16 protein-coding genes are annotated in these 14,779 nt (G+C 51.7%); 9 read left to right on the forward strand and 7 right to left on the reverse strand.

The window, feature by feature from the left end:
- Positions 1–69: 69 nt before the first annotated feature.
- Entirely contained in the window at positions 70–276 is a 207-nt protein-coding gene (locus tag J4377_RS18885) for an ATP-binding cassette domain-containing protein (RefSeq protein WP_370687197.1), read from the forward strand.
- A 319-nt stretch (positions 277–595) separates the two neighbouring features.
- The gene (locus tag J4377_RS04230; protein ID WP_038481947.1) at positions 596–1,207 is read left to right on the forward strand and encodes a LysE/ArgO family amino acid transporter; all 612 of its coding nucleotides are present in this window, start codon (positions 596–598) and stop codon (positions 1,205–1,207) included.
- A gap of 16 nt (positions 1,208–1,223) precedes the next feature.
- On the opposite strand, the gene ltaE is transcribed toward J4377_RS04230, so the two are convergent.
- A complete protein-coding gene (gene ltaE / locus J4377_RS04235) occupies positions 1,224–2,231 on the reverse strand; it encodes a low-specificity L-threonine aldolase (RefSeq protein ID WP_120385615.1) in 1,008 nt (335 codons plus the stop codon).
- 130 nt (positions 2,232–2,361) lie between these two features.
- On the opposite strand from ltaE, the gene J4377_RS04240 reads away from it, so the two are divergent.
- Both J4377_RS04240 and speG read left to right on the forward strand, forming a co-directional pair.
- On the forward strand, positions 2,362–3,576 hold the full coding sequence (locus tag J4377_RS04240; protein WP_253486991.1) for an FAD-binding oxidoreductase: 1,215 nt from the start codon (positions 2,362–2,364) through the stop codon (positions 3,574–3,576).
- An 87-nt stretch (positions 3,577–3,663) separates the two neighbouring features.
- Entirely contained in the window at positions 3,664–4,185 is a 522-nt protein-coding gene (speG, locus tag J4377_RS04245; RefSeq protein ID WP_253486993.1) for a spermidine N1-acetyltransferase, read from the forward strand.
- Positions 4,186–4,302: 117 nt separating this feature from the next.
- On the opposite strand, the gene J4377_RS18830 is transcribed toward speG, so the two are convergent.
- On the reverse strand, positions 4,303–4,425 hold the full coding sequence (locus J4377_RS18830; protein WP_267900575.1) for a hypothetical protein: 123 nt from the start codon (positions 4,423–4,425) through the stop codon (positions 4,303–4,305).
- A 605-nt stretch (positions 4,426–5,030) separates the two neighbouring features.
- Between J4377_RS18830 and J4377_RS04250 the strand changes: the two genes are divergently transcribed.
- Both J4377_RS04250 and J4377_RS04255 read left to right on the forward strand, forming a co-directional pair.
- Positions 5,031–5,858: an alpha/beta fold hydrolase gene (locus tag J4377_RS04250; RefSeq protein WP_253487001.1), complete on the forward strand. Its 828-nt coding sequence runs from the start codon at positions 5,031–5,033 to the stop codon at positions 5,856–5,858.
- Positions 5,859–5,892: 34 nt separating this feature from the next.
- Entirely contained in the window at positions 5,893–6,657 is a 765-nt protein-coding gene (locus J4377_RS04255; RefSeq protein ID WP_253487003.1) for a metallophosphoesterase, read from the forward strand.
- Here the strand turns inward: J4377_RS04255 and J4377_RS04260 are convergent.
- On the reverse strand, positions 6,603–8,039 hold the full coding sequence (locus tag J4377_RS04260; protein ID WP_253487005.1) for a PLP-dependent aminotransferase family protein: 1,437 nt from the start codon (positions 8,037–8,039) through the stop codon (positions 6,603–6,605). The genes J4377_RS04255 and J4377_RS04260 overlap by 55 nt on opposite strands.
- A 136-nt stretch (positions 8,040–8,175) precedes the next feature.
- Between J4377_RS04260 and J4377_RS04265 the strand changes: the two genes are divergently transcribed.
- A complete protein-coding gene (locus J4377_RS04265) occupies positions 8,176–9,336 on the forward strand; it encodes an MFS transporter (RefSeq protein WP_253487007.1) in 1,161 nt (386 codons plus the stop codon).
- A gap of 115 nt (positions 9,337–9,451) precedes the next feature.
- Here J4377_RS04265 and J4377_RS04270 read toward each other — a convergent pair whose 3' ends face one another.
- Positions 9,452–10,387 carry a cation diffusion facilitator family transporter gene (locus J4377_RS04270; protein ID WP_253487009.1) on the reverse strand — a complete coding sequence of 312 codons (936 nt, stop codon included), beginning with the start codon at positions 10,385–10,387 and terminating at the stop codon, positions 9,452–9,454.
- Positions 10,388–10,529: 142 nt separating this feature from the next.
- On the opposite strand from J4377_RS04270, the gene J4377_RS04275 reads away from it, so the two are divergent.
- The gene (locus J4377_RS04275; RefSeq protein WP_231657324.1) at positions 10,530–11,048 is read left to right on the forward strand and encodes a GNAT family N-acetyltransferase; all 519 of its coding nucleotides are present in this window, start codon (positions 10,530–10,532) and stop codon (positions 11,046–11,048) included.
- 291 nt (positions 11,049–11,339) lie between these two features.
- Here J4377_RS04275 and J4377_RS04280 read toward each other — a convergent pair whose 3' ends face one another.
- Positions 11,340–11,894 (reverse strand): carboxymuconolactone decarboxylase family protein, encoded by a 555-nt coding sequence (locus J4377_RS04280; RefSeq protein WP_253487018.1) that lies wholly within the window; start codon positions 11,892–11,894, stop codon positions 11,340–11,342.
- A gap of 32 nt (positions 11,895–11,926) precedes the next feature.
- Positions 11,927–13,252 carry an aspartate aminotransferase family protein gene (locus J4377_RS04285; protein ID WP_253487020.1) on the reverse strand — a complete coding sequence of 442 codons (1,326 nt, stop codon included), beginning with the start codon at positions 13,250–13,252 and terminating at the stop codon, positions 11,927–11,929.
- Between the two features lie 188 nt (positions 13,253–13,440).
- On the opposite strand from J4377_RS04285, the gene J4377_RS04290 reads away from it, so the two are divergent.
- Positions 13,441–14,328 (forward strand): MurR/RpiR family transcriptional regulator, encoded by an 888-nt coding sequence (locus J4377_RS04290; RefSeq protein WP_253487022.1) that lies wholly within the window; start codon positions 13,441–13,443, stop codon positions 14,326–14,328.
- Between the two features lie 23 nt (positions 14,329–14,351).
- Here the strand turns inward: J4377_RS04290 and nirD are convergent, their stop codons facing one another.
- Positions 14,352–14,741 carry a nitrite reductase small subunit NirD gene (gene nirD / locus J4377_RS04295; RefSeq protein ID WP_038481977.1) on the reverse strand — a complete coding sequence of 130 codons (390 nt, stop codon included), beginning with the start codon at positions 14,739–14,741 and terminating at the stop codon, positions 14,352–14,354.
- Positions 14,742–14,779 lie beyond the last annotated feature (38 nt).

Genomic DNA, 14,779 nt, shown 5'->3' on the forward strand with positions numbered 1-14,779 from the left:
CAGGTGCTAGCACTGGAATAGGTCTGCTATCGTTACCCCGCTGAAGAGGCACGGCCAAGCTTTGCCATTGTGACCTTAAAGCGCGGCGAGGTGGTGTTTCTAATTGGCGGTAACGGCAGCGGGAAACCCACCCTGGCGATGTTGTTGGCGGTCGCTGAACAGCGCGACCTATTGCTGCTGGACGAGTGGGCCGCCGATCAAGACCCTCAGTTCCGCCGAGTGTTTTGCCGCGAGCTACTGCCGCGAGCTACTGCCGCAGCTACGAGCGCTGGGTAAGACGCTGGTAGTGCTTAGCCATGATGACCACTACTTTGACAAGCTGATCATCTGCTGGAAATGCGCGGTGGGCAACTAGTTGAATTCACCGGCGAACAGCGAGAAGCGGCCAGCCGCGATGCGGTGGCGAGGGTGACTGGGTAGCTAACTAATACACCGTACGATCACTCTGCGTCATTTTCCAAACCATCAATACGGTTTCTATATAAGCAAAACTAATGCCCCATTAGCAGGATGATTTTTAGTTATTAAGGTTGCCCGCTATCTTAGTGCCACGATTCTTTAAAGCGATGCTAATTCTGGTACTGGGGGCAGGGCAATGTGGGAAAGTTACTTAACGGGCTTGGTAGTATCTGGCGGTATCATCATGGCTATCGGGGCGCAAAATGCTTACGTGCTGGGGTTGGCCGTACGTCGTGAGCATCACTGGTGGTCGGCGGGGCTGTGTATGAGCGCGGATATCATCTTGCTAACCGCTGGTATGTTTGGTGCCAGCGCGTTTTTACTGACAATGCCGAACGCGATGGAAGCCATGCGCTGGGTAGGCGTAGCGTTTTTAAGCTGGTTGGCTGCTCAGGCATTACTGCGGGCTGTTAGTGGGCGCGCAGGATTGGAGGCCGGTAGCGTAAAAGCGCGCAGCTTGCGTGGAGTACTGTTGGCGACCTTGGCCGTTACGGTATTGAACCCTCAAGTGTATCTGGACACTCTATTGTTAATTCCTGCCATTGGTGCTCAGCAGGAGAGTGCTGGTGTGTTCGTTGCAGGTGCATCGACTGCCTCTGTTCTTTGGTTCAGCCTGCTGGCGTGGGGCGGTGCCGCGCTTTCGCCTTGGCTTTCCCGCCCGGTAGCGTGGCGTACCATTGATGGGCTAATTGGCCTGATGATGGCGGTCATCGCCATACACTTAGCGCTGGGGTCTACGTTGCTCTGACAGGTCTCAAGGCTGACTAGAGACGGCTGAAGTAGCTCTGCATAACGGCGATTACTTTATCTATATCGGCATCATCAATATCACGGTGGACAACAAAACGCGTGGCATAAAGTAGCTCAATCAAAATGTCATGCTCTTTCAGCCAAGCAGAGAGCGGCTTTACGTGTTCGTCGGGAAAGTGCGCGAACACCATATTGGTTGCCTGAGCGGTAATCTCAACGCCAGGCAGTTTCGCTAAGCCTTCCGCCAAGCGTGCTGCACGACGGTGGTCGTCGGCTAAGTCAGCGACATGATGCTCCAGAGCATACTGGCAGGCGGCGGCGATAATGCCTGATTGGCGCATGCCACCACCAACCATTTTACGCCAGCGCCGTGCGCGGTCGATCAAGGCTTGCGAGCCCACTAAGGCAGAGCCGATGGGAGCGCCCAGGCCTTTCGAAAAGCACAGCGACACGCTATCAAACGGCAAGCAGAGTTGCTTCAGTGAGGTGTCCGTAGCTACCGCGGCATTAAACAGCCGCGCACCGTCTAAGTGCGTTGCCAATCCCCGTTCGCGGGCCAGGTTGGTGGCTTTGATTACGTAGTCTGCGCTTAGCACTTTGCCGCCAATAGTGTTTTCTAGCGCTAGCAGCTTAGTGCGCGCAAAGTGGAAGTCGTCGGCTTTGATAGCTGCGCTTATTTTCTCTAACGGCAGGCTGCCATCGGCGGCATTTTCAATTGGCTGCGGTTGAATGCTGCCTAACACCGCTGCGCCACCGCCTTCATAGCGATAAGTATGGGCTGACTGCCCCACAATGTATTCATCGCCGCGTTCGCAGTGGGCCATTAGTGCCACTAGGTTGCTTTGTGTGCCGCTTGGAAATAGCAGCGCCGCTTCCTTGCCTGCCTGCTCAGCTAGCTTTTCCTGAAACGTATTGACCGTTGGGTCATCACCCCATACATCATCGCCCACTGGAGCAGCCATCATGGCCTCTTTCATGGCGGGGGAAGGCCGAGTCACCGTGTCACTGCGTAGGTCAATCATGCGGAACTCCTTTTTTGGGTTAGCCACGTTGAGACGCTTTACCGAGCAAGTTGTCAGGAACCATCTATGGTTAACAGCATACTTCTATCATCCATAGAATACTCTAGGGCAACCTAGCATAGGCAAGCAGATGGATCTGAAAAGCGGTTATCCCTTTTGGGCAGTCAAAAATGGCCTATTGAAAACTTTCCCGCAGCTTACCCGCGACCACCAATGCGAGATTGCTATAATCGGTGGTGGCATTACTGGCGCACTAATCGCCGATGAGCTTAGCCGCAATGGCCATTATGTGGTGGTGCTTGAACGTCGTGACGTGGGGTGGGGGAGTTCGGCTGCTAGCACGGCGTTACTGCAGTACGAAATTGATACCCATATGAACGAGTTAGCCAAGCGCTATGGGGAAGCCGATGCGTTGCTTGCTTATCGTGCCTGTGCCGAGGCCATTGGTGAGCTTGAAACCTTGGCAGCTGGGTTGGGGGATGTAGATTTTGAGCGCCAGAAAAGCCTTTATTACGCCAGTAATGAAGAAGACGTAGCACTATTAAAAGAAGAGTTAACGTTGCGTCAAAAGCACGGCTTTGACGCTGACTGGCTTGAAAGCAAGGCAGTGTTGGCCGAGTATGGCTTTGTGGCACCTGGGGCTATTCTTACCCAGTTAGCTGCCGCTATTGACCCATACCGCATGGCGTACCAGCTGTTTTCCAGGGTTGTTGAGCGCGGTGGAGAAGTATACGACCGCACACAAATGAAGACGATGACACCTGATGAACAGGGCGTCACGCTGACGCTAGTTAATGGTGCCAAGCTGCGTTGCCAGTACGTGGTGATGGCTGCAGGGTATGAATCGCAAGCTTGGTTGCCCGAACCGGTGGCCGTCAACCGCAGCAGCTATGCACTTATCACCGACCCTCTACCGCCTGAGGCGTTAGGTAAGTTACGCCACACCATGGTGTGGGAATCTGCACGACCTTACCTCTACATGCGTACTACCCGGGACGGACGGCTTCTTGTGGGCGGCGATGATGACGATGAAGATATTCCCAAGCGTCGTGACGCACGGGTAGAGAAGAAAGCCGAAGGGTTGGCACGCAAGATAGAGGCGCTATGGCCTAAGCTTGATATTAACCCGACGTTCTCCTGGGGCGGCACCTTTGCTGAAACCGACGACGGCCTGCCGTTTTTTGGTCCCCATGAGGCACACGGTCCAAGGGTGCATTTTGCAATGGCTTATGGTGGCAATGGAATCAGCTATAGCATGGTTGGGGCCAAACTGCTGCTGTCGCTTATTGAAGGCAAACAGCATCCCTTAGCCGCGCTTTTTTCGTTCCAGCGACTGACGAGATAGACCTTAAAATGCGATAGACCGTGAAATGTGATGACACCTCAATGATTAACGATTAATTTGAATGACGACGCATATGAGTAGCAAGTGATGGAGAATCAACTTTATTTACGTGCGTTAGAGCGCAACGATCTGCGCTTTGTTCACGAGCTCAATAATAACCAGAGCATCATGTCGTATTGGTTTGAAGAGCCTTACGAATCATTTGATGAGCTGGAGGAGCTTTATAACAAACATATTCATGACAACGCCGAGCGGCGCTTTGTGGCAGAGGACAGCGATGGGCATGCCATTGGTTTAGTCGAGCTGATTGAAATCGACTACATTCACCGCAGCGGTGAATTTCAAATCATTATCACGCCAGATCACCAGGGCAAAGGATTTGCCCGGTCATTGATCCGTCAAGCGCTGCACTACTCGTTCACGATTTTAAACCTACACAAAATATATCTGATTGTGGCGGTGGAAAACGTCAAAGCGATTCATCTCTACGAGGAGAGCGGCTTCATAGAGGAGGGGCATTTGGTTGAAGAGTTTTTCATCAACGGCAAATACCGCGATGTGAAGCGAATGTATATCTTGCAGGACACTTACTTAGCGCAGTTGGCTTAATAAATAAGCCGTGAATGGTCGCCAAATCCAATGCTGCATAAAGGTGTTGTGATGAAATATTGATCAGAACGACAACGCCTCAGGCTGAAAACTATCCAAGGGCTGAGGCGTTGTTACTTACTGCTGGCTCATATAAGCAGCGATGGCGTCAAAGGCTGCGCGTTGCTGTTGGGCACGGTTAGCCCAAACCTGCATCACATCCACTTCTACTGTCTGACCTTGAGCAGCGAAAGATGACATGGCGAGTACTCCTAATTCAGAGGTTGAGGGACGGTTCAGCCATCCTGGGCTCTAGTGACCCTAGTTTAGTTATACATAGTTTGCTTTGTGCGACGCAGCAAGTTAGCTGCGGGTTAAAGTCTATGCGCATTTCAGCCCTTAAAGCTAGTCCTAAAGATGTAGGAAAATTGCCATGACGTGTAAGAAATGGCTTACAAAATCAATAGCTGATCACCTACATCATTGAATGGAAAAGATTTTCATAATATAAAAAAGCCGACTAAAAAAGTCGGCTTGTGTCGTTATCTTTTCGTCTATAGGGGAGAGATGGCGATAAAAAATACTTCTTTTAGCCGAAATAGGCCGCTAATGCTTCATTAGCAGCATGCTGCCAATGGGCTTGACGGTGCCAAAAAGTAAGTACCTCGTCATCTTGTGTCGATAATCCGAATGTAGAGATCATAAGGTGGTCCTCCTATTGGGACACACCTAGAGTATAGGTTATTTTTGTTGCGGTGCAGCATTTTAACCATTGTTAACAAAATAAGCGGTGCACAATCTTATGTACCTAGAATGGTATGCTGATGACATACCTATAACTAATCAATAAAACAACGAGTTATATCATGGCGCCAACAACTCCCGATTCTGACACCCTCAATCCTGAACCTATCTTCCAAGACCGCTGGGTAGCAACTCCACGTGGTCGCCTGTTTACTCGTGCTTGGGAAACATCTCATTTGTGCTCGGACGTGCCTATTGTCCTGCTCCATGACTCGTTAGGTTGTGTGGATTTATGGCGTAGCTTTCCCGCAGTGCTATGTGCGGCGACCCAACGACGAGTGATTGCTTATGACCGTCTCGGGTTTGGGCGCTCCGATGCGTGCCTGGCGCCGCCACTGCTGAGCTTTATCGACGATGAACCCTCTACTAGCTTTGCGGCACTTCAGAACGCGTTTCAGTTGACGCATTTTATTGTGCTGGGACATAGCGTCGGCGGTTGTATGGCGGTGCACTGTGCAGGGCAGTATGTAGAGCAGTGCCAAGGAGTAATTACCATTGCAGCGCAGGCGTTAAATGAGCCGCGTACGCGACAAGGTATTGAAGAGGCACGGGCCGCCTTTCAAATGCCGGAACAATTTGCCAAATTAGAAAAGTATCACGGTGATAAAGCTCGTTGGGTACTGAATGGCTGGATAGACACGTGGTTACATCCAGCATTTGAACACTGGTCGCTTATTCCCGCCCTTAACCGCGTTCACTGCCCCGCGCTAGTGCTTCATGGTGAAAACGATGAATATGGTTCGCACCGCCAACCTGAATGCATCGCTCGCTATACCCGAGGTTCTGCACACAGTGAAATACTGCCGGGCGTTGGGCATGTGCCACACCGTGAAGTTGAAGCCGTGGTTGTTCACTATGTTAGAGAATTTATTGAGCGGCTTACGCCATAAAACGACCGTTACACAGGGAAAAGTGAGGAATACTATGCGCTTGCGAATTTTATCCGACCTTCATTTGGAGTTTTTTGATGGAGACCGCGAATTGCCAGAGGTAGAGGCCGATCTCATCATTTTGGCGGGCGATATTCATCAGAAAACGGAAGGGCTTGCCTGGGCCAGACAGCGGTTTCCAGAAATGCCTATTTTATATGTGCCGGGCAACCATGAGTTTTATGGTACCTGTATGCCGCTACTCCGTGAAGAGCTCGCCATCGAAGCCAAGCGCTACAATATTGAGTTGCTGGATAATCGAGCGGTGACTATCGGGGGAGTGCGTTTTTATGGCACCACGTTATGGACTGATTTTGCGCTCTATGCCGATGACCCAACGCACAACCCAGCAGAGACCGACGCTAAAGCGTTGCGCTATATGCCCGATTTTAGCATCGTGACAACAGCTCCAGGTCAGGTCTTTACCCCTCAAGCTAGCCAAGCATTACACGTTGAAGCACTTGCTTGGCTTAGCAATGAGCTTGAGCAACCCTTTGACGGGTCACGCGTTGTTATTAGCCATCACGCACCTTTACACAGCTGCATTCCTGAACAGTATCTTGGCGATGCATTGTCCCCAGCCTTTGCCTCCCACCTACCTCAATTGATGGGCAAGATGGACCTATGGGTGCATGGCCATGTCCATGAGCCTGTCGATACTTCATATAACGGCACGCGTGTCATCGCTAATCCAGGTGGTTATCCCTATGAGTTCACTCCAGCGTTATTTGAGCCGAGCTTGGTGGTTGAAGTTGATTGATAGGTCATTGAATCAATAAACCCTTTCGCTCTTGGATCCTGCATATAAGCAACGTTGAGTCGCCGCCAGGGTGTTGGCTGATGATCGGCAAAGAATAAATGTCCAGGCGACAGGGTAACTTTCCAGTCATCAGCCAGTTCACTCAATCTTTCAGATGTTATCGCTGCCGGTGGCTTTGCCCACACAAACATCCCGCCGGTAGGCTCGGTATAAACATCCCAATTGGCACGTTTGAGCATCGCAAGTGCCCTAGACATGTGGTTGGAAAGCCTAGCACTTAATCGCTCCGTCAGCTTTCGGTAGCTACCGTTTTGAAGCATGGTGGTAATGACTTGCTCTGCAAAGCGTGAAGAAGAAATGCTGGTTAGCATTTTGATATCGACAATGCGTTGCACCATTGACGAAGGCGCCGCGATATAACCAACGCGCAGCGAAGAGGAGAGGCTTTTTGAAAAACTGCCCAAGTAAATAACCCGGCTAAGGCCATCTAACGCAGCTAAGCGAGCACTTGGCGTATGTTGAAAGTCTGCGTATATATCATCTTCTATCAGTTTGAAGTCGTACTGCTCGGCTAATTGTAATAAGCGATGCGCAATGGTGGGCGTTAGCGTTCCCCCTGTGGGGTTTTGAAAAACGCTGTTGGTATAAAAAAGTGTCGGCCGATGCTCTGCAAGTAATTCTTCTAAGCGTTCAAGGTCAGGACCGTCGGCTAAGCGAGGCACGCCGATAACACGAACACGTTGCAGATGTAGCAGGCCAAATAAGTTGTAATAGCCTGGTGATTCCACGAAGACAACGTCTCCGGGTTCGAGAAGCAAGCGCACCAATAAATCTAGCGAATGACTGCTGCCGCTGGTGGTGACAATTTGCTGATGATTTGCCGTGATCGCTAAAAGCCGAAGTCGCTCTTGTATTAAGTGCCGTAACGCCGTGGGGCCTTGGGGGGTACTGTATTCAAAAATGTCCGCGCGATTCATGCGCGCAACTTGGCGGATCGCATAGGTTAAATCATCGCTCTCCCGCCAATGACTGGGTAACCAACCACATCCAAGGGGCAGGGCCGTCTCATCAGCACTAAAAAGCCCCCAAAGCCCGTTGGTCACTTCCTGCAGTGGGCTGGAAACTGTTTGGTGCTCACTTGGTGGACTATCGGCAACAAAAAATCCTGCCCCCGGTTTTGAGCGGACCAACCCTGCCGCGATTAAACGCTCGTAAGCTTCAATAGCCGCATTGCGGCTAACGTGATGTGTCGCAGCTAAATAGCGAATGGAGGGTAGGCGGCTGCCATTACCAGGTTTGTTTTGTTTAATCCAAGTGCTGATCGCCTCTTCAAGTTGCTGTGCAATAGGCGTATTGGCATGCCGATCAACTTTTAACTTCATATATAGTCCTGCTGGATCAACTGTTCATTAAAAAACCGGAACAGTGCCTCAATAATAGTGACCCAGTGTATCTTACCCCGCTTGAATAAGCGTGCGAGCTTTATGGTTCTTTTAGCAATCTCAAGTGAGTTAATGCATGAACCAGTACAGCGCAGCCCGCCTTGCTTTCGGGCTATGTATGATCACCACGGCCGTTAATTTGCAGGCACCGCTATATGGTGCGTTGGCAGCGCAAGGCGGGGTTGGTGTTGGTGCCACGACAATTGCTTTTGCCTGTTACGTAGCAGGGGTGATGCCTGTATTGCTGGGGCTTAATGGCTTGGCCGAGCGGGTAGGTTATAAAGCCATCATTGTCACTGCGTTACTGCTTAATATGCTGGCCACTTGCCTTATGCTAATAGCGCCTGGCATCGTAATGCTTGGCGTGGCGCGTTTTCTACTTGGGGTGGGGACCGCGCTGGCATCTGCGGTAGCGCCAGCCTATATGCAACAATTATGGCAAGGCGATGATAAACAAGCTTCTACCAGTTACGTCACGATTAGCAGCGCGCTTGGGTTCGGTTTAGGGGCAGCGGTGACCAGCGTTTTTATCGTTACTACGCCTAGCTTAACGCCCCCCAGTTTGTGGTTATATCTATGCATTAGCGCTTTCGCATTAATAGGCGTGTTGACGTTGCGAAAAAGCATACCTAGTGGGCCGAAAGGCAGCATGTTACGTTTGCCAAGTTACCCAAAAGGGGCTATTCGATTTGGCTTTGCGATTCTAATTGCCTGGGCCACGGTGGGGTTGGTGATTGCCATATTGCCTTCCGCATTAGAGCAGCATGGTTTAAGCGTTTGGAGTGGTTTCGCTGTTTTCGGTATTTGCAGCTGTGGCGTGTTGTTTCAACCCTGGGCCAGAAAGTTGTCGTCATATCGGTCTACGTTATTGGGACTTGCGATTCTACCACCGGCTTATGGGCTGATTGCTTGGGGAGCTATCGCGGGGCACTTACCCATATTACTACTAGGCACGATCATGGCTAGCAGCGCCTGTTACGGCTTTATTTACCTAGGCGGATTAAGTGGCGTGTTAGCCGTCGCTGGCCCATCTTCTACCCAAGCGAGCGCTGGATATTTTCTAATGGCCTACATTGGTTTCAGTATTCCTGTGGTCACAACGGGAGTGCTTATAGATGCCCTAGGGCATAGCGCGGCATTAACGCTGTTTGGAGTTGCCTTACTTGGGGGAGTTGTCACAACACTACGGTTAGTTATCCAGAATCAACGAGAGTATCGACCCTCGCTGATTGATTAGGGTGGCTGTGTGTCTGGCTGCCGTGCTGGCCGCGCTATATCTATGCCCACCCAGAGATCAACGTTCCCACTCAGATAAGGCACTGGGCTATGGATCGCTTTTTAGCATGGCGCGATTAAGCGTGTTTCTTCACTAACTGCCCGCATGAAGGCGCTGCCCAACGATCATCTTCGGTGAAGACCACATCACAGACGACCGGTGAGTAAATGCGGCGTACTTCTTCATCAATTTGCTGGCGTAGGGCATCTTGATGGGCAAGCGTAGACTCATGCAGCGCTTTGGGTAGCACCACGTGAACCATGATATATAGCAGGCGGCCAGGGCGTACCATGCGAACCCGTACTTCCTGGGTGTCGATATCTGCAAGACCACGAGCAACCGCCTGGCGCACTGGCTCGGCGATTGCTTCGTCGGGCGTTTTATTGAGCAGCTCGCGCAGAGCCTGGGAGGCCATACGCACCGGTACGCCAAGGCATAGCAACACCACGGCCATCACCAGAAGTGAATCGACATAAGGTACGATTCCCTGCCAGTCTAAGCGCTCAAACAGCATCACCAAGCAGAACGCCGCTAACACAGCAGCCGAAATAATGCTGTTCACCAGCCAGTTAAGCTTGTCTGCAGCCACCAGCGGGCTACTAACATGGCACTGACTGCGGTGCATTACCCAAGCGGTGAGTGAGCAAGCGGCGGTGGCAAACAGTGCGTAGATAACCGCAAGCCCCGCTGAGATCTCCCGCCCACCTGTCAGTAGCGCAGCGATAGCGTCTACTAACGCAAAGATGGAAACGCCTAATATCAATAAACCTTTGCATAGATTTACTAAAGACTCGAAGTAGCTGTAGCCAAATGGGTAGGACTCGCTATCGGGTCGGCTGGCTAGCTTACTGACCTTGATGGTGACCAGCGCTACGCTAAAGTAGATAAGGTTAAATAACCCATCCAGCAAAATAGCCTGGGAGTTAGATGCCAGTGTCGCAGTGATACCTGCACACCCAATCAGCAGCGCCATAAAGGCAGAAAACGCTAAGGTGCTGGATTCTGTTTTCACGAACGTTTGCTCCAATATTACCTACCCAAGAGGCTGGCAAGCATAGCAATATCAGTGGTCGCAATGTCAGTGATTTGTTTATTCTAAGGCTATGGAGATAGTCTTTGATGCACTGATTTAGCACCCAAGGAGAGATGTGCTTATGCGCCATGCTGATGCTTTTTCCTTCAGACAAATTGCTCCGGAAGATGCCGCCGAACTATTGTTGTTCGAAGCCACTGAACGTGACTGGTTTGAGCAGCATATAGAGGCCAGAGCGGAGCACTTTTACACGCCGGAAGGTATTAGCCAGCATATTCATGAGTACTTGGCGTTAAATGCCCAAGGACGTATGAGACCGCTTATTATCCAACATCGAGGTGCGATAGTTGGGCGCGCCAACCTACGTGAGATAGAAAATGGTTACGCTAAGGTGGGGTATCGGATAGCCCAACATGCGTGTGGTAATGGGTTGGCGCAAAAGGCGCTGAACCATCTGATTAGCGAAGCTCGTTGCGTTTACCAAATTAATACGCTTACGGCGACTGTTTCTTTAGACAATCACGCTTCACAGCGGGTACTGAAAAAAGCAGGGTTCGAAGTAATGGAAAAGCTACCTGAGTATTCGGTAGTAGCGGGGCGGAAGCTTGACTGTGTGGTGATGCAAAAAACAGATGTGTAGTGTTTAGAAACAAATGTATTGTTGTGAGATAGGACTTTAGCTTTGGTTCGACACTTCGACGATGATTCAACTGATTTACCTAGTTATAGCAAGGGCGGCTACGCCGCCATCGCCCGCTAAAAGCGGCCTCCTACATTAGATGATGAGCCTTGAGTGCCTGAATAAAATTAAGCGGGCACTGATCATGGGCAGTCACTGATTTAATGAGACCTGAATCCTCGCAAACGTATGCATAAGTACTTAATGGTCTGCCCTGGGATAGGTTGAAGCCTGCACCAGGGACAGGCATGTCTACGAAGTTAATGAAAATAGCGTTGGCATTTTTTGCGCTTCTTGTTGAATGTTGTCGTCGACCGGCGTGTCGTAAGTCTTGAGCAGATAGCCCAATACCGAATAAAACCCCACCATAGCAATTAGATCGATAACGGCCTTGCGTCCGATAGCATCTGCAAGTTCTGCTTCTTGCTCGGGGGACAGCATTCGCTGGTCAAACAATGCATCCACAGCGTCGACGATAAGACCATCAACGCCTTCGGGGCGAGTTCTAATGGCGTCTATTCGTGCAGTGGAGAATCCTAGAGCGAGTGCCCGGCTAACGTGATGAGCCCACTCGTAACGTGACCCCATGCGTAGGCCCGCGCGTAGAATCACCACCTCGGTTAATTCTGGCCCTAAGGCATTTTCCTTAACAACATGCTGGCGCAATGGTGCCCAGGCGTTAAGCAAGGCCGGGTGGTGGGCCATGGTGCGATAGACATTAAGCGCGCCAGCAAAGTCTTCGCGCAATTCAGCGATTTCGTTTGGCCAGTCGGCATCAGCAATAGGCGGGCAGGGAGAGGGCGTCATGGGTGAGCTCCATTCAGATAGGGTACGTGACATCACTCGGCGATGGCGGCGTTGATGGCGTCGGCAATGCGCTCAATGATTAGGTCGACATCATCGGCTTCAATAATATAGGGCGGTGCCAGCAGGATATGATCACCGTGAATACCATCAATCGTGCCGCCCATAGGGTAGCTGATTAGCCCACGAGCCATGGCTTGTCGCTTAATCTTGGCGTGAATTTTTCGGCTCGGGTCGAAAGGTGTTTTCGTGTCCCGGTCCGCCACCAGCTCGATACCGCGAAACAGCCCTCTTCCCCGGATGTCGCCGACATAAGGGGATGCACCGAGAATGTCTTCCAAACCGCTTTGTAATCTCGCGCCCATGGCGTTTACATTGGCAAGTGTCTCGGGGCGCGCAATGATTTCAACCACTTTGTTAGCAGTTGCCGCGGCAACAGGGTGGCCGATGTAAGTATGCCCGTGCTGGAACAGGCCAGAACCGTTGGCGAAGCTGTCGTAAATTTTGTCGGACAGCATCACCGCGCCGATCGGCTGATAACCCCCGCCCAAACCTTTGGCTATCGTGACGATATCCGGTATGACGTCGTCTTGCTCGCAGGCGAAGACAGTACCGGTACGGCCCATGCCGCACATCACTTCGTCGAGGATCAGTAGTACGCCATATTTGTCGCAAACCGCACGTACACGTTTAAAGTAATCCGCGACAGAGGCGACAGCACCAAGGGTGGCGCCTACAACGGGCTCGGCAACGAACGCCATGACTTCTTCAGGGCCGAGTTCGAGAATCTTTGCCTCGAGTTCGTCGGCAAGCCGAATAGCGTAAGCCTCTGGCGGTTCATCGGCGCCTTTTTCACGATAGGCGTAGCAGGGGGAGACATGATGAGTTTCTGGCAGGATGGGCTGAAACTGCTTACGCCTCATCGCATTGCCACCGGTTGCCAATGCACCAATTGTGTTGCCGTGGTAACTCTGACGCCTGGCAATGATGTGCCTGCGCTGGGGGGCGCCAATTTCGACGAAGTACTGCCGTGCCATCTTCAGTGCTGCTTCAACGGCCTCTGATCCACCTGATACGAGGTAGACGTAATTCAATCCTTCAGGTGCCAAATTGACGAGTTTTTCAGCAAGCGCTTCAGCAGCGTCGGTGGTGAAAAACGAGGTGTGTGCGTAGCAGAGGTTATCAATTTGAGCGCGCATCGCCGCCAGTACTTCCGGATGGGCGTGACCAACGCTGGTGACCGCAGCGCCACCCGAGGCATCTAGGTATTGGCGCCCAGTGGTGTCTGTAATGTAGACGCCTTGAGCCGACGCGGCATGAGGGAGTGTTGGGCCGATACTGCGATGAAGAATACGAGTCATGGAGACGGTTCCTTAGGGTCACTTAGCGATGTGAGCACGCCATAAGGAGAAGATTGGCACAGTTTGGCTTGCTGTTGCAACAGTTGAATCATTTCTGTTTTATGTAAAACATATAGATCATTGTTTTTTTACAACAGTAACGTTTAAATCGGCGGCTGTTTTAACAAGCCGTATAAGAGGCAACATACATGCCGCAGCGCGACCCTTTAAGGGAGCAGATTATCGCCCAGTACGATGCCATGTCGCCGCAGCTCCAGCAGGCTGCCCGCTACGTGCTGGAACACCCGGATGAGGTGGCACTGGTTTCTATGCGCGAGTTGGCGCGCCATGCGTCGGTGCAGCCTGCCACCATGACACGGCTTGCAAAGTTCCTGGGCAAGCAAGGATATGATGATATCCGCGAGCACTATGTGGCGGCGCTGCGGCGGGGAAGTGATGGCTTTGCCGCCAAGGCTCGCCAGCGAAACGAGGGGGCTAGAGCCTCGGCCAACGGCAATATCGCCGCGCATATGCTGCATGGGCTGAGTGCTCAGATTTCCCGGCTCTGTGAGCCTGACTCGCTGCAACGGTTGGAAGCCATCGCTAATACGCTGAAATCAGCGAGAAAAGTGTATGTGCTAGGCTTGCGTTCATGCCATTCCGTGGCGTGGCATTTCCATTACGTTATGTCACTGTTGGGGGACCGCTCGATTCACCTGGATGGACCGGCAGGGACCGGCGGTGATGCGCTAATTCGCGCCACGCCCGAAGATGCCTTGCTGGTTGTCTCCGTCAAACCTTACGCAGTAGCGACACTGGAACTGACGCAGTTGGCAAAAGACAAGGGGCTGACGATTCTGTCGATCACCGATAGTGAAGTATCGCCACTGGTAGGGCTGTCAGATCAGACGATTTTTTGCCCCACGGAAAGCGACAGCTTTTTCCATACGTTAACGCCCGCCTTAGCCATCTCCGAAGTACTGTGTACCTTATTGGCAGAAGATGATCGGTCACAGGCACTTGATGCGTTGCAGCGGGCAGATGAACATTTTTTGAGCCTGAATACCTACGCGAGCGCTATTCCTCGCCGGGAGTGATGCCATCGTAAAGCCACTGTCAGTTACCCCTGTACCCATACCTCCTCGCCCCTAAACGCGACTTTCCAGGTACGTAGCTTGACGTCCTCATCCTCTAAGCATTGGCCATCTTCAAGGCGAAAATGCTGCTTATAGAGTGGCGAGGCAACCACAGGGTTGCCTTTAACATCACCGATAATGCCGCGGGCAATGACGTTAGCGTTAGAAAACGGATCAAAGTGGTCAAGGGCGTAGAGCTCTTTCTCCTGTCCCTGGGAACGCTGCCTCGGTAAGTAGAAAATGGCCACTTGGGCAGGGCCTTCTGACGTGTTCAACCAAGCAGCGACGCCGGAAAATGCCACTAAGTCAGCTTTAGCGCAGAGCGGCTGCCAGGTGTCGGTGCTCACGGTGTGTTTGAGTGCGGTCGCGGTCATCAGTTACCTCATTAACGTTGTCTGGTTTGCGATTATGT

Origin of the sequence: Halomonas sp. XH26, assembly GCF_024138895.1 — a bacterium.
GTDB classification, from domain to species: Bacteria; Pseudomonadota; Gammaproteobacteria; order Pseudomonadales; family Halomonadaceae; genus Vreelandella; species Vreelandella alkaliphila.